At 45.4% G+C, this 14,488-nt stretch carries 15 protein-coding genes, 1 pseudogene and 1 riboswitch; of the genes and pseudogenes, 2 read left to right on the top strand and 14 right to left on the bottom strand.

Annotation, left to right across the window (positions count from 1 at the left end; all coding sequences use genetic code 11):
* Positions 1–104: 104 nt before the first annotated feature.
* Positions 105–1,103: a LacI family DNA-binding transcriptional regulator gene (locus F0220_RS14300; RefSeq protein WP_317452000.1), complete on the bottom strand. Its 999-nt coding sequence runs from the start codon at positions 1,101–1,103 to the stop codon at positions 105–107.
* Between the two features lie 161 nt (positions 1,104–1,264).
* Here F0220_RS14300 and F0220_RS14295 point away from each other — a divergent pair, with 161 nt between their 5' ends.
* A complete protein-coding gene (locus F0220_RS14295) occupies positions 1,265–1,690 on the top strand; it encodes a MaoC family dehydratase (protein ID WP_091016472.1) in 426 nt (141 codons plus the stop codon).
* 69 nt (positions 1,691–1,759) lie between these two features.
* On the opposite strand, the gene F0220_RS14290 is transcribed toward F0220_RS14295, so the two are convergent.
* From F0220_RS14290 to F0220_RS14230, 13 genes and pseudogenes are all read right to left on the bottom strand, one after another.
* The gene (locus F0220_RS14290) at positions 1,760–2,950 is read right to left on the bottom strand and encodes an aminotransferase-like domain-containing protein (protein ID WP_149846619.1); all 1,191 of its coding nucleotides are present in this window, start codon (positions 2,948–2,950) and stop codon (positions 1,760–1,762) included.
* A gap of 178 nt (positions 2,951–3,128) precedes the next feature.
* Positions 3,129–4,277: an NAD(P)/FAD-dependent oxidoreductase gene (locus tag F0220_RS14285; RefSeq protein WP_149846618.1), complete on the bottom strand. Its 1,149-nt coding sequence runs from the start codon at positions 4,275–4,277 to the stop codon at positions 3,129–3,131.
* 6 nt (positions 4,278–4,283) lie between these two features.
* Entirely contained in the window at positions 4,284–5,003 is a 720-nt protein-coding gene (locus F0220_RS14280; protein WP_149846617.1) for a methyltransferase domain-containing protein, read from the bottom strand.
* Positions 4,990–6,147 carry a type III polyketide synthase gene (locus F0220_RS14275; RefSeq protein WP_149846616.1) on the bottom strand — a complete coding sequence of 386 codons (1,158 nt, stop codon included), beginning with the start codon at positions 6,145–6,147 and terminating at the stop codon, positions 4,990–4,992. The genes F0220_RS14280 and F0220_RS14275 overlap by 14 nt, the downstream gene beginning before the upstream one ends.
* Positions 6,148–6,412: 265 nt before the next feature.
* Entirely contained in the window at positions 6,413–7,297 is an 885-nt protein-coding gene (locus F0220_RS14270) for an alpha/beta hydrolase (protein ID WP_149846615.1), read from the bottom strand.
* 171 nt (positions 7,298–7,468) lie between these two features.
* Positions 7,469–8,158, bottom strand: a complete 690-nt coding sequence (locus F0220_RS14265) for a hypothetical protein (RefSeq protein ID WP_149846614.1) — start codon at positions 8,156–8,158, stop codon at positions 7,469–7,471.
* A 56-nt stretch (positions 8,159–8,214) separates the two neighbouring features.
* Positions 8,215–8,571: an MmcQ/YjbR family DNA-binding protein gene (locus F0220_RS14260; protein WP_149846613.1), complete on the bottom strand. Its 357-nt coding sequence runs from the start codon at positions 8,569–8,571 to the stop codon at positions 8,215–8,217.
* 143 nt (positions 8,572–8,714) lie between these two features.
* On the bottom strand, positions 8,715–10,142 hold the full coding sequence (locus tag F0220_RS14255) for a DEAD/DEAH box helicase (RefSeq protein WP_105598631.1): 1,428 nt from the start codon (positions 10,140–10,142) through the stop codon (positions 8,715–8,717).
* Positions 10,143–10,259: 117 nt separating this feature from the next.
* Positions 10,260–10,574: a DMT family transporter gene (locus F0220_RS14250; RefSeq protein WP_105598630.1), complete on the bottom strand. Its 315-nt coding sequence runs from the start codon at positions 10,572–10,574 to the stop codon at positions 10,260–10,262.
* Positions 10,574–10,912: a DMT family transporter gene (locus F0220_RS14245; protein ID WP_105598629.1), complete on the bottom strand. Its 339-nt coding sequence runs from the start codon at positions 10,910–10,912 to the stop codon at positions 10,574–10,576. Before F0220_RS14245 ends, F0220_RS14250 begins: the two co-directional genes overlap by 1 nt.
* Positions 10,913–11,014: 102 nt before the next feature.
* Positions 11,015–11,115, bottom strand: a riboswitch (guanidine-I (ykkC/yxkD leader).
* A gap of 70 nt (positions 11,116–11,185) precedes the next feature.
* Entirely contained in the window at positions 11,186–11,815 is a 630-nt protein-coding gene (locus tag F0220_RS14240) for a pentapeptide repeat-containing protein (protein WP_149846612.1), read from the bottom strand.
* Positions 11,812–12,591: a class I SAM-dependent methyltransferase gene (locus F0220_RS14235; protein ID WP_149846611.1), complete on the bottom strand. Its 780-nt coding sequence runs from the start codon at positions 12,589–12,591 to the stop codon at positions 11,812–11,814. Before F0220_RS14235 ends, F0220_RS14240 begins: the two co-directional genes overlap by 4 nt.
* A 163-nt stretch (positions 12,592–12,754) precedes the next feature.
* A pseudogene (locus tag F0220_RS14230) lies at positions 12,755–13,030 on the bottom strand (aldo/keto reductase); the annotation flags it as partial.
* A 371-nt stretch (positions 13,031–13,401) separates the two neighbouring features.
* Between F0220_RS14230 and F0220_RS14225 the strand changes: the two are divergent.
* Positions 13,402–14,319, top strand: a complete 918-nt coding sequence (locus F0220_RS14225; protein WP_149846610.1) for an AraC family transcriptional regulator — start codon at positions 13,402–13,404, stop codon at positions 14,317–14,319.
* The last annotated feature ends 169 nt before the right edge of the window (positions 14,320–14,488 follow it).

Genomic DNA, 14,488 nt, shown 5'->3' with positions numbered 1-14,488 from the left:
TTTATTTCCAAAGCAAATAAACTCCTCGTCTTTATATTATGCATTCATGGCTACTCTCCTTTCTTTTTAAGTATTTAAAATTCTATAGAATGAAAAAAAACTCCTCAACTCAGGTTGAGGAGCCGAACAGAATCGCGTTCCACGCATTGGATGTCCAGTGTATACAACGTCTCAACTACCTCTCCATTCAGCAATTGAAAGAGAACATGACCTGCAAGCTGACCTGCATCCCTCTTTGGCTGACGAAAGGTGGTTAGTGGTGGATTCATGTACTGTGATGCAGGTATATTGTCAAAGCCGATCACGGATAACTGCTCGGGAATTGAAATATCATGCTCTCTGAAGGCTTCCAAGCCGCCGATCGCCATTTCATCATTAGCAAAGAAAACAGCAGAGGGCAACTCTCCTTCAAGCAGTTTCTTGGCTGCAATGTAGCCATCTTGCTTCATGTATTGTCCGCCAATTTTCCATTCGGGGTTCTCTTCGATGCCTGCCTCCTTCAAGGCTTTCAAATAACCCTGATAACGATGGAGATTACATTCCGATTGTGACGGACCACTAATATAAGCTATTGTCCGGTGACCTTTATCGATCAGATAACGGGTAGCCAAGTAACCGCCTTGCGTATCACTCATCAAAACCTTTACAATATGTTGAGCATCCAGATCCCGATCCATGACGACAATCGGAAATCCTGCTTCAGATGCTTCAATAAGCAATTGATCTTGAATATTCTGAGCGATAACAATAGCTCCATCAATTCTTCTTTCTCGGATGTATCGATGGGCTGTTGATTTCTCTCCACCCAACGAACTACATACAATCATATCGTATCCATGACTCATGACGACCGTTTCTATTCCGTTCACCAAATCCGAGAAATATGGACTGGACATGTCATGGACAATAATACCAATGGTTTGTGTACTATTTCGTTTTAATTCAGATGCAGGACCATGCCTAACGTAATTAAGTTGGCTCGCTGCCTCAAGTACTCGGAGTCTTGTCGGCTCACTTACATTCCCTTTATCGTTGAGTACACAAGATACGGTCGAACTGGCTACACCCGCCATCTTGGCTACATCTTTAATCGTTATCATCATATATACTCCTCAAACAAAGTTTCATCTGTTTAGTCCATTATGGCAGTAATACAGCAATACACACCGGACTGTTCACTAGCATTTTAACACGTCAGTCCAGTCATGTCTCTTTCCAAGGCATCGACTACGAAAAAACATATCAAAGAAACCGAGGTGCCTTCATGAGATTCAGTGAATATGTAATAGGTCAGCGCTACGAAACCACATCCTTGGCATTGTCCAAGAGCGATATTATCGAGTTTGCCACAATCTATGATCCACAGTACATGCACTTGGATGAGGAAAAGGCCAAGCAAGGCCGCTTTGGCAGTTTAATTGCTTCTGGCATGCAAACGATGAATATCTCCTTCAAATTATGGATTGAGGTCGGGGTATATGGAGAGCATGTCGTGGCGGGCACCGGAATGAATAACATTCAATTTCTGAAACCTGTCTTTCCGGATGATGAACTTCATGTCATTGCAGAAGTTATTGGACTGTCTCCCAGACGAAAAGGAAATGGGATTGTTACCGTGCTGCTGAGTACTTTCAATCAGAAGAATCAAAAGGTATTTCAGGCAGAATTAAGTGCATTAATCGATAATTAAGGGCTGCGAAAGGCAAAAAAAGAAGCCGCCAATGGGCGACTTCTCATGGATATATTGCGTTTTATAATATTAAGCGTTATACCCTTTCAATACCTTCCCCAAAATCTCTACACCCTTGACAATCTGTTCGTCTGACGGAGTTGAGAAATTAAGTCTGATGGCATTACAAGGGTCTTGCTCGTTCACCAGGAATGCATTTCCAGGTACAACTGCAACCCCTTGAGCTGCCGCTGTCTTGGCATAATCAAGCATGGGCACATGTGCTGGCAGATCACACCAGAGGAACAGTCCACCATCCGGTTGAGTATAGGTAATGGACTCACCCATATACTCTTGCAGCTTGTCCATCATCAATGTAGCTTTTCTCCGATATACCTCACGAATGCTGTTAATGTGCCCCGCGTAGTCATAATCTGTCATGAACTTGTATGCCAGAATCTGTGGAAGCATGGCTGTATGTACGTCTTCTCCCTGTTTGGCAACAACCATCTTCTCTACCACTTCATGTGGCGCTTGTACAAAACCAACACGTAATCCCGCCGACAAAATTTTGGAGAATGATCCAACATAGATGACCAGACCTTCATCATCCATAGACTTGATGGTTGGCACATCGTCTCCATTGAATCGAAGTTCTCCGTACGGGTTATCTTCCAAAATCATAACGCCATACTTCTTAGCCAGCTCGTATATGGCCTTACGTTTCGCAAGACTCGTTGTTACACCCGTCGGATTCTGAAAACTTGGGATCACGTAGATCAGTTTCACATTAGGCTCCGTTTGCAGCGCCTGTTCCAGCTTCTCGATATCCATACCATCCATCTCCATCGGAACACCGGCAAGCTTTGCACCGGATGCCCGGAAGGAGTTCAGGGAACCAATAAAGCTTGGACTCTCACAGATAATCGTATCCCCTTCATTACAAAACACTTTACAGGCCAGTTCAATCCCTTGCTGCGCTCCAGATACAATGAACAATTGATCGGATGGTTTACCGGTATCAAAACCTGTCTTCAGATGTTGTGTCAATGCTTCCCTGAGGGGAACATACCCTTCTGTAATTCCATATTGCAGAGCCGTGACCGGGTCATGCTCCAGAATGGTTTGGGTGAACGTGCGAATCGCCTCAATAGGAAAGGTCTCCGGTGCGGGGTTTCCCGCAGAGAATGGAATCACATTTTGTCCCGAAGAAGCCTTCAGAATCTCACGAATAATGGATGGTTGCAGTGCTGCGATACGATTGGAAAATGAATAGTTCATCTTAAATAGTGCCTCCCGACATTTCATCTGACTTAGTTCTCTATCGTTACATTAGATTCTATTATACGAGCATTTCCCGAATTTCCAAACTGTCTCCACAAAATTAATGTTTATACACCAAAAAAGAGGCCGCCGTCAGCAACCTCTTTCGCATAAGTATTAAGCAAATTTCAGCCTTTTAGCGCACTGCGTTCATCTCGGATAACCGTGTGGCCTTTACAACATAAGCGGCTAGACCGGGGATCATCCGGGCCAGACCAGGATAGAATTTATTGGTTTTGGCAAAAGCCAGCTTTTGAATTCTTCTTGCGCGTCTGAGCAATTGAGTGAATTCACGGCTTGCTTCCAGTGTGTAATTACTCTGCCAATCGGCATGTTCAATATCGCCTTGCAGGTACTTGTCAGTCCACCTTGCACACAGAAGTGAAGAGCGAAGGGCAATGGACATTCCGTCTCCACATAAGGGCGGTATCATCAGCATGGCATCCCCAATATGCGGATATTGGGACCACGGTTCTGGAACATTGGACAGATGCAGCGGTGCAATCGACACTTGCGTTCCATCTACAGGTTTTCCTTCGGCTAAACGGGCTGCCAAACTCACGTTTGTTAGGGATGCCGCCTGTAAAATATCGTTTACAGACTTGCCACTTCCCTGAACGGTATCCAGTGTCAACAATGCGGCGACATTCACAATGCCATCCTCAATCGGGGAAATGCCCACGTAACCACCCTCGCAAAAATATAACTCTACCCGTGCGGGAATCTCTATCCCGCTGAAGTGGGACTTAACGCCAACGTATACGGTTTGGTCCCGCAGATCAGGTGCGGAAGCCATCCCACGCGGCTTTTTGGTCCCATGTGCCCCGATAACGGCTTTGGCTCTGTAACCGATCTGCTCATCTCCCTGTTTCACCTGAACCTCATAACTGGCATCCTCAAGCTGCTCGATGCTCGTTATGGTCGCTTTGGTCACAATCTGGGCTCCGGCCTCCAGAGCCTTCTGATGCAAAATCTGGTCCAGCTCATATCGACTTATGCCATATGCGAATCCCGGCAGCGGTGCTTCAATCACTCCGCCTTGTGGCATAACGATTTTGGCATGATCCATGGTACTGGGTTTCTTCGACTGGTCCAGAAGGTGAATGTCCAGAACCTCCAGCATCTCCTTGGTTTCGGGTGACATGAACTCACCGCAGGTTTTGTGCCGAGGGAACTCTTGGCGATCCAGCAAAAGGGTCCGATGACCTTTTCCTGCCAGTTGCATTGCACACGTACTACCGGCAATTCCGGCTCCGATGACAATCACATCTATGGATTTCGACACGTCAGATCACCTGCCTTTCGTGGGAATAACAACAGAGTAACGGAATAAAGGCTTCCATTCATAAGTCATCGTATCATGATTGAGACGTTGTTTAAGTTCCTTCCAATCCCTCCCTGTAAAACCTTTGGCTACGGAAAGAGGCCCATCATGACGAATGTACCGATTGCGCGAGATCATCCGTGTAGTAATCCAGACCGCCTTATAGGACACGGGGTGGCGGTGAATATCATTAATGACGACACCATATCTGGATGCTCGCAGCATATGAGAAACCATATCAACCAGCATATCTCCGTCAAAATGATGTACAAACTGGGAACCTGTCACGATATCTGCTGAAGCATCCGGCAGTTGTGTAAGATCGGCACGTTGTACCCGGACTCGGGGTTCGTGACGGAATAGTTGTCTCGCTTCCTCACACGCTTCTTCCGTCAGATCAACCAGCGTAATCTCCAGCTGAACGCCCTGACGATCCGCCCACTGCAGTAGTTTCTGGTTCACGTCTCCTGAACCTGCCCCCACATCCAGCAGGGTCAGCTTATTCGGCTTACCGACTGAGTTCCACAACTTCTCTACACCAGCCAGAGTTGGGCCAGGTGCTGCAAATATTTTGTTAAGACGTCTCAGATGTCTTAACGCTTCACGCAGCTCCTCCCCTCCCAGAGAAAAGTCATCCATCAGTTCATCTTCCTTGGCCCGAATGGACAATGTTCTAAAAAAGGACATGATCGTGCTCCTCCATCACTGAAGTTAATGAGGGTACATAAGTGAATTTCATCAACTCTGCGGTGAGTCCCGGTCCAAATGCCATGGCTACACCATCTGTAGAGGATTGACCCTGTACCTTCATGTCCTCACGCATCGCATTCAGCACAAACAGAATGGTATTGGAAGATAAGTTACCATACGTTCTGAGGACATCCCTGCTATACTTTGTTTGCTCGTCTCGCAGTTTCATTACATTCTGCACAGAGTCCACAATCCCACGTCCTCCCGGATGAATGGCCCATAGTTCAGGAAGCTGTTCACTTTGCAATAAGAGACGCAGTTCCTCTTCCAGGTGAACACCTAACAGCTTTGGAATACGAGGGGATAGATACAGGTCATACCCCAGATTCCCCACCTCCCAGGTCATATCTTCAGTCGAATCCGGAAGAAGCACAGAATAACCCATGCCCAGACTCAGAACATTCTTGTGCTGAGGTTCTGGTGTACCCACTACACAGGAAGAAGCAGCGTCTCCGAAGAATGAAGCTGCAAACAGCGCTTCCCGATCTTGTACGGGCTGAAAATGAATGGTGCACAACTCTACACAGACCACAAGGACCTGTGATCCGGGAGCTCCCTGCACGACATCTCGTGCCATCTGAATGGCTTTCAACCCTGCGGCACACCCCTGAAAGATCAGCGGCAGTCGATTAACTCGGGCAGACAAACCCAAATGACGGATGAGCATAACATCAAGACCCGGCAGATATTGACCGGTGCAGCTGACCGTGATGATATGCGTGATGCTCTTTGGAGATACGCCTGAATCCTCTAGGGCTTTTTCTGCCGCTTCAATCCCGAGCGGAAGCGCCTCCCGCTTGTATGTATTCATTCGTTCTTCCGTTGTCGGGATGTCTGATTGCTCGCCAGAGGGCAGATATCGGCATTCTTCCAGTGAACCGAGATAGCTCGGTTCCACGGTATATCGCGTTTCAACACCACAGGACTTGAATATTCGCCTGGCAAAACGGGCCAAATCTGGCCGATCCTGAAGAGAAGAAGCGATTAGTTCTGCAATATCTGACTGTGCTACGGGGTGAGCAGGGAGAGCCGTTCCCATGCCAAGAATCGCGATATCGGATGGACTGTTATATTGGTTCATAATAAACCTCCTGGTATTGGTTATTATTTCCTCTAATTAACACTCTTACCCTTAACGATATCGTTATAATCTCAAGAAGGCTCCTAATCCAGTTTATTAACACATCCGCAAGCTCAGAAGCTTGGTTTCACCAAGCCATTGAAGCAATCACACCAGTGAACGAAAAAAGCCGCCATTAGGCGACTTCAAGGTAACTTTTTAAACAACTTGCTCAAATGATATCTAACCACTTCTCAGTTCTTTCTACACGTCATTCTGATGTACTTTATTTGGAAAATGCTTCTCTGATCTTGTCACTCATCCGGTACCAGGCATCCTCAGCCATCTGGAGATCCCCAGAATGCGTAAATCCATGAGCGGCTCCCTCGTACTCCTTAAAAGTCACCTTCACACCGCTTGCTTCCAGCCTTGCTGCATATGTTCTTGCTTCTTGGGCCAGTGAATCTTTCTCCGCGGTAATAATCAATGCTTCTGGAAGTCCCTCTAATGAAGTTGCAAGCACAGGTGAAGCCAACGGGTCTTGCGCATCTTCTGGCGTTTCAAGGTACATGGCATTGAACGTTCTCGCGATATCGGCTGGAATGGCTTCTTCAAAACTAGGTTTCTCGGCCGGATCTGTAGCCACATCCAATACGGCATAATCGATAACCTGAAGTACAATCGGCAGCTCGCTTCCACGTTGCTGATTCAATAAACACACTGCTGCAGCAAGATTCCCCCCAGCACTATGCCCACCAATGGCGAATAGAGACGGGTTCACCGAGAAGGATTCCGGATTGCCGTGGACCCACTTTACAACGTCGTAACATTCATGGACCGCCGTTGGGAACTTGTGCTCTGGTGCAAGACGGTAATCGATATTAACAACCACACAATCAGATCGATCAGCGATCAAGCGACACCATGGATCATCCATCTCTGCTTGTCCGAGGATGAAACCACCCCCATGCATATTGAAGAAGACCGGCAGAGGAGCGGAATGGTCCCTATCCGGTGTATACACAAGTACACGTGTATCACCTTTAGTTGTAGGAATCATGACTTCTTTTACTGTGACAGCATACGTGGAACTGGGTTGAAGAGCTGCACCTGTACCGACGACATTTTGACGCATTTGTTGTACCATTGCCAGTTGTTGTTGTTGATCCATATTTATCACTCCTTATTTGCATTAAGAATGAATCCGACAATCGGAAATTTGAATCATTCATTCTCCAATGAATTCAAGACAGTGATGTAATTTTCCTCCCCCACTGTCGTTGCCAGTCCACCTTCCGTTGTGACAGCATGTTCATGCGAAATATCAAGCTCCCCAGTTGTCTCACTGTTCGTTGGATGCGCTCCCCTGCTCCATACTTGAGTCCTTTTTCTTGTGGGACATCATTCTGACCCCCATCAGACAAAAGAAAACGCTGCACCCCATGCCGAACAAACTACTGGTTTTTAAAGCGAGAGGTGAGGCTTGCATGGTAAGTAGTGTCGCTTGTGTCACGACGATGGATACCATGGCATCGGTGAAGTTAATCATTTTCAATGTAGATATAATTGGGTTATGTAGATGACGATTAGCCCAGGTACCGTACACGGCAAAAGCAAGTTTGGTAAAAGCGACTATAGCTACGATATATACAATAAGTCCGCTATATATGAATGCATCACCGATCAGATACATTCGCAGACAGACGATCGAATAGGACACGCCCAGAAAACATAGAAAAAGACCTCCGCGTTTATACACCGCAAGCTCCAAAGAATATCTTTCTTGGGGAGACCCCATCCCTTTGGCAACTTTATATTGATGAAGCACCTGGCCTTTGGCTATACACAGAATCAAATAATACACTGCATTTGTGATGAACCATCCGGAAAGGAGATATATCCCCAAAACTAGCTTGCCTATCCCAATCCAGGCATTGATAACAAGGGATGCAACGTTGAACAAGGCCGTTCGATCTTGCTTATTTCCAAGATAACGGTCCCATATGGGCTTCAAGTATGTCTTCATTTTCATAAGATATTCATTCTACTTGGCGAGCAGACCATTGGCCTTGATAAGAGCTAAATACCTCACGATTCGACCAGAGATTCCTGAACCCTTTTCGGAAGGGATTGGATAACCATATCATACGAGTGATCGATCATGACGTAGACATCCTCATTGGACAAGGAACCATCCAGCGTAATGGTATTCCAGTGTTTTTTGTTCATATGATATCCTGGTTGAACTGCTTCATGCTGCTCTCTCAGGTTCTCTGCAATTATAGGATCACATTTTAAGTTTAAGCGACAGTGCTTTTCCTTGTTTTCAAAAATAAGGGCGAACATCTTACCCGCAACCTTGATCGCGACTGGATCAGGCCCAAATGGATAATCCTTGATCGCACCTTTCTTGTTCAAACTGTATTTAATCATCGTATCTTTCAAATCAGTACCTCCCTTTCACCAGTGGACAATATAATGATACCGAATGTAAGTTCGTATGTAAATAAGCTCTCTACACATACAATAAAACCTCCTCCATAAGATGGAGAAGGTTTTATCTGGGTTTATTTCGGTTTATTTAGGTCTTAATTGGCTCTATCATTCCTTGTTTTGCTACTGCGGCTGAATGAACCATTATTTGATTTACTGCTACTGCTGTTCGATCTACTGCTACTGCTGTTTGATCGATTGCTATTGGATCTACCTTCGCTTGAACGACTGCTATTGGCTTTGCCACTCTTGGCAAACCACTCGGATTTCGGCTTGCGTGCCGGGTTCGCCTTGGACTTCGCCGGTTTGCCTGCAGCCGATTTGTTGAACGCAGGTTTACTGCCCGATGGTTTGCTGGTTTTCTCAAAAACAGGTACACCTGTCATCGGATACGGATGACCTTTCACTTCAGGAATCGTCTTCTTGATTACTTTCTCAATATCCTTCAGGAATGGAAGTTCATCTTTCTCACAGAATGAGATGGCCATCCCGCTTTTCCCTGCTCGACCTGTACGTCCAATACGGTGAACATATGTTTCCGGAATGTTAGGCAGGTTAAAGTTAATGACATGTGACAGTTCCTCCACATCAATTCCTCTTGCTGCAATATCCGTCGCCACCAGTACTCGCGTAGCCCCACTCTTGAAATTGTTCAGTGCCCGTTGGCGGTCGTTCTGCGACTTGTTGCCATGAATGGCTTGTGCCGTAACATTCACTTTGGCCAAATCACGTGTAACCCGGTCAGCGCCGCGCTTCGTGCGTGTGAACACCAATGCCGTGACGATGGATTTATCCTCCAAAATTTGGTTCAACATAAGCTGCTTCTTGCCATTCTCCAACAAATATATAGACTGCTCAATGCGGTCTACGGTTGAAGATACCGGTGTAATTTCTACTTTGACTGGATCAACAAGCAATGTCTTAACCATTTTGGTGATCTCAGGAGGCATGGTCGCTGAGAAGAACAGCGTCTGCTTTTTGTTCGGCATTTTGGCAATGATTCGTTTCACATCATGAATGAAACCCATGTCCAACATCCGGTCTGCTTCATCCAGAACGAGAATCTCAACCATCTTCAGATCAATACGTTTCTGGTTAATCAGATCGTTCAATCTGCCAGGTGTTGCAATAATAATATCTGCACCTTGATTCAACGCACGCTCTTGTACTTTTTGCGAAACACCGCCAACGATTGCCGTACAACGAATGTCCGTATACCGGCTATATACCTTGATGTTATCCGCGATCTGAATAGCCAGTTCTCGTGTTGGTGTCAAAATTAATGAGCGAATATGTCGTGCCGACTTTGATCCTTGTCCTTTGGATCTTTCGCTTAATAATTGAATGATCGGCACCGAGAATGCTGCTGTCTTGCCTGTTCCTGTCTGTGCACATCCCAGCAGATCTCTGCCAGCTAATACAGCTGGTATGGCCTGTTCCTGTATAGGGGTAGGATTAGTATAGTTTGCTTTGCTTAACCCTTCCATAATAGAGGGGATAATATTTAAGTCCTTAAATGTCATGTTTTCTCCTTCATTTACGCACATCTATGAATAAGACGCATCTTTTATTTCACACGTAACGTATAAGGATACCATTAAAAACGTAATCTGTACATTATCTTTTTAATATCACTTTGTTTAACTGACCAATTTAAGACCGACTGCCGATCCGAGCACCATAGCGATAAACAGAATTCTTAGGGCATTTCGAGGTTCTCCATAAAACACCATGCCCAGAATCGCACCACCGGAGGCCCCGATTCCCGTCCATACGGCATATGCTGTCCCCATCGGAAGAGTTTCCATTGCAATGGACAGGAATAGGAAGCTTAAACCAAACCCGGCTACCAATAGAACCAGTGAAATGAGATTACGGTCTTTGTGCAACTTGTTTATCATAAGCACTCCGACCATCTCAAATACCCCTGCCAAGATAAGAAATACCCAGTTCATTATAGCTGCACCCCCTTACTCTTCTCTTTACTCAGCATTTTAAGACCAATTACGCCGAGTAAAAGTATACCAATGAGTATCATTTTTCCGGCTTGAACAGTTGCATCGAACAAAATAATCTCTGCTAATACAGTACCAGCGGTACCGAGTCCAACGAATACTGCATAGACCGTTCCCACAGGCAGTGTACGCGAAGCTGCAATCATCAAGGAGAAACTTATCATAATGGCAACCATTGTAAGGCTCCATTCCAGCATCCCGCTGGCATGTTTTAATCCAATGACCCACCCCACTTCAAACAACGCAGCAACCACAACCGACATCCACGTTTTATTCATACCTGTAACACTCCTTCTCTACTACATTTTTTGTACAACCTGTAAGGGTTCATTAGCGAAAAGCAAAAAAAAGCCCGGGAAACAAACTGCACGTCGCAGTTCATCTCCCAGGCTTTTATCCCTCCGTGGCACAACCAACAGGTTGCGGGTTTTCTCTCGGACCAGACCGACACATCCATCGCGGAACCCTAGAAAACCTGTTTTTATTCTAATGTGACTCCAATTATACACACTTCCACTATCTTGGCAACCCCGTAAATGTGATCATGCCCTTTATTTGATAATCAAACCCATTAATCCTACAAATGTGGCGGCTTGATGTGGTGAAATCACACAACCGTTGAGATCTTCCATGGTCAGTACCAAGGAGTCAAATTCGCAATCGCTAAGATCCAGATCCTTCATTTTGGTCCCCGTTAAGGAAACTTGGTCGATGTTACATTGACTAAACTCCATTTTTTGCAGTGCCAGATAGGCAAAGTCCGCACCAATCAAGTTACATTCCGAGAAGGAGACCTGTTTCAAATGAGCAAAACGGAAATTGCTGTAGTCACCTAGACCATGAAGGAAACTGACATTTTGCAATCGACTATTGGAAAGATCAGTTCCGACAAACTTGCAGTGATGCCATTCGATCCGGTGCATGAAGGCACCAGAGAGATTGACATTGGAGAAGTCACAGTGTTCGAACCGGACATCGGTGAATTCAAATTGTTCCAAGGTAGACTCCGAGATTGTCACATGTCTAAATACAACATTTTCAAAGGAAACTTTACTCGCTTCCTGTTGATCCAGCATGATATTCTCGATCAGTTTGTGTTTGTACTCAACTTTGGATTCCAAGAATGCAATCGTTTCCGGTTCGAGTAACTGCTCCTGAATCTTGGGTTTGTCCATTTTCATATCGTATTCCCCGATTCCTTAATAGCTACGACTCGCAGTCGGCTTCTGTCCAGATACCATTGTCCATCCCGCATCAGTTGTGGCTGTACTTTTTTCTCTACAGCTTCCATAATAACATCCTGTTCCGCAGGTGTGATACCACTGAATAAATACTCCGCGAAGCTGTCCAACCACTTTCTGGCACCTGGCTTGAACGGGGTAAATTGGTCAATATGCTGGACCAGACTAACTCGAAATCCGTTTTGCTCCAGTAAATTAGCATATTCGCCAATGGTAGGGTGATACCATGGATTCCGGCCTTCCCATTTGTATCCACGGGCATGCAGTTCTTCCCTTACCGCTCTTATTAATATAGCCGTGTTGCCATTTGCAGCAAACTCAGCCACGAATCGCCCGCCCGTCTTGAGCGCTGACTGTATTGATTGTACTACTGCCGGGGCATCCTTTATCCAATGCAGAACGGCATGAGAGAAGACAGCATCAAAAGGTTCTTCTGTCCGATAATGACAAGCATTTGCTACATGAATATTCATATCAGGGTATTTCTGTTTAGCTTGCCTAATCGTCTCTTCTGAAAAATCTATACCTGTTGGCAGCGCTCCTGCGACTGCAATTTTGGCTGTCAGATCCCCATTGCCACAACCCACATCAAGGATTCGTTCTCCATGGGACGGCTGGAGCAAGGATAAGATAGGTGTTTCCTGTAACGCTGTAAAAGGAGCAGAATGACCACTCCACGATTCGTTCGTTTGACCGGATGAATGTCCGTTGTTCATAGAATATAATCTCCTTCTCAATTAAGGATCTAATGTATCTATAATAACTTTAATATAAGAGAAGTGTCAATTCACTCAACAGATAACTATAAAAAAAGCCGCCGAATGGCGACTTTAACATTTAAGAATTGGGATCAACTGAGATTGCCAGTTACCGGATGCGACGCTCAGCTGTATATTGGACTTTCATGAACTGCCAGGCGTACATCGAAGAGCTCCAATGTATCTGACCTTTCCGGCCTTAACGACATCATGAAGAGCTTCCATGGTTTCCTCAATAGGAGTTGTATTATCCCATTGCTTTCCGGATGAACGGTCGACTCTGCTCTTCATTCAGGGACCATGGAGCCATTTCGCGTTCCGGTACACCGTAACTCATACAACCTAGACATAATCTGGAGACATCCAGACCGGTACGTCCTAATTTCACATATTCCATATTTCACACTCTCCTTGAATTTGTTCTGTGAATGGATGTTGTCTCGACCTCTTCGGTAACTAGCTCTAACCAGCATGTGAAGTATATCTCTCGATGTACGGAATTTTCTTCGAACTTGATCTGTGATTCGAGCCTGTCAATCAATATTTGCCTCACATGGTTTGATAACCACTTCATCACCTTACTCACCCAACTTTTCGAATAAACTTTAATCGCTTGGCTCTGTTGATATACTCTTAGTATGCCGAGTCATGGACTGCAAGCGGTATATCAATCGTCTTAATTGATTGCCTGATCCTCTCAGGCCCACTTTTGGTTCTGTACGGTAAGCTTTATAATGTAAGCAGGTTAAATCCGTGAGGAGGATACGTATGACCGAAGAATCATTTCAACCAAAACAGGAATTGAGTGACCTGATTAAACGCCATTCCCACCATAACGGTGCAATGGAAACGGAGATTCCTTCCCTGTTTGTCTATCACCATTCCAAGATTAGCGAACCCGCATACAGAGTATATAAACCTTCATTTTGTGTGATTGTTCAAGGGTTGAAAGAAGTATTGCTCGCACAGGAGCGTTATGAATACGGACCTTCCAATTACCTGATTGCTTCCATGAATCTTCCGGTCATCGGGCAGATTATCAAGGCATCCGCTGAAGCACCCTACTTAAGTCTTAAGCTCGAATTCACACCGAACCAAATTCTCGAAGTACTTAACGAATGCAATATCAAGGTAACATTCAACGAAAACGCCAGACGAGCCATGTTTGTAGGTCAGATGGAATCGTCCATTCAGGATGCTGTACTCCGACTTGTTCGATTGTTGGATACGCCGGGAGAGATTCCGTTTCTGGCTCCGTTGTACGTTAAAGAAATCCTGTTCCGCCTCCTTCAAGGACCTTACGGAGGAGAACTGGCGCAGATTGCGGTTGAAGGTAGCAGCACTTATCGGATCAGAGAAGCGATTGAGTACATCGTTCATCATTGGGAACAGCCATTTCGCATTGAAGATCTGGCTGAGACCGCCAGCATGAGCGTCTCTTCATTCCATCGTCACTTCAAAGAGATCACAGCCATGAGTCCATTACAATTCCAGAAACAATTAAGATTACAGGAAGCCCGGCGACTTCTGATGGCCGAATCTGCTGACGCGGCAGATGTAGCGTTCCGGGTTGGTTACGAGAGTGCTTCTCAATTTAGCCGCGAATATGCACGCATGTTCGGTGCGCCGCCTAGAGCCGATATCCGACGGCTGAAAGAGAAATATGACATGGCCTTGAGTGAGTAACCGAATATGCACTCTCTATCTCACAACTATCTCACAAAAGGTAAACCAAAAAAGGACAACCACAATGAGTTGTCCTTTTTTCTGTATCAGAATTCTGCGTAATTGCTTTTGGATTTATTCAAGCTACTCGTATTTATGAGAAGGAAATCGGAACTGTTCTCCTTAATTT

The sequence above is a fragment of the Paenibacillus sp. 37 genome, assembly GCF_008386395.1.
Lineage (GTDB): Bacteria > Bacillota > Bacilli > Paenibacillales > Paenibacillaceae > Paenibacillus > Paenibacillus amylolyticus_B.
The sequence above is the reverse complement of the archived record's forward strand: the minus strand, read 5'-3'. Positions and strand labels throughout refer to the sequence as shown.

Excerpts from the sequence above, each read along its gene's own strand:
- F0220_RS14235 (WP_149846611.1), bottom strand. The coding sequence starts at position 12,591 with ATGAACAACGGACATTCATCCGGTCAAACGAACGAATCGTGGAGTGGT.
- F0220_RS14275 (WP_149846616.1), bottom strand. The coding sequence starts at position 6,147 with ATGAACCAATATAACAGTCCATCCGATATCGCGATTCTTGGCATGGGA.
- F0220_RS14265 (WP_149846614.1), bottom strand. The coding sequence starts at position 8,158 with ATGAAAATGAAGACATACTTGAAGCCCATATGGGACCGTTATCTTGGA.
- F0220_RS14280 (WP_149846617.1), bottom strand. The coding sequence starts at position 5,003 with ATGTCCTTTTTTAGAACATTGTCCATTCGGGCCAAGGAAGATGAACTG.
- F0220_RS14250 (WP_105598630.1), bottom strand. The coding sequence starts at position 10,574 with ATGAACTGGGTATTTCTTATCTTGGCAGGGGTATTTGAGATGGTCGGA.
- F0220_RS14255 (WP_105598631.1), bottom strand. The coding sequence starts at position 10,142 with ATGACATTTAAGGACTTAAATATTATCCCCTCTATTATGGAAGGGTTA.
- F0220_RS14225 (WP_149846610.1), top strand. The coding sequence starts at position 13,402 with ATGACCGAAGAATCATTTCAACCAAAACAGGAATTGAGTGACCTGATT.
- F0220_RS14295 (WP_091016472.1), top strand. The coding sequence starts at position 1,265 with ATGAGATTCAGTGAATATGTAATAGGTCAGCGCTACGAAACCACATCC.
- F0220_RS14300 (WP_317452000.1), bottom strand. The coding sequence starts at position 1,103 with ATGATGATAACGATTAAAGATGTAGCCAAGATGGCGGGTGTAGCCAGT.
- F0220_RS14240 (WP_149846612.1), bottom strand. The coding sequence starts at position 11,815 with ATGAAAATGGACAAACCCAAGATTCAGGAGCAGTTACTCGAACCGGAA.
- F0220_RS14245 (WP_105598629.1), bottom strand. The coding sequence starts at position 10,912 with ATGAATAAAACGTGGATGTCGGTTGTGGTTGCTGCGTTGTTTGAAGTG.
- F0220_RS14270 (WP_149846615.1), bottom strand. The coding sequence starts at position 7,297 with ATGGATCAACAACAACAACTGGCAATGGTACAACAAATGCGTCAAAAT.
- F0220_RS14290 (WP_149846619.1), bottom strand. The coding sequence starts at position 2,950 with ATGAACTATTCATTTTCCAATCGTATCGCAGCACTGCAACCATCCATT.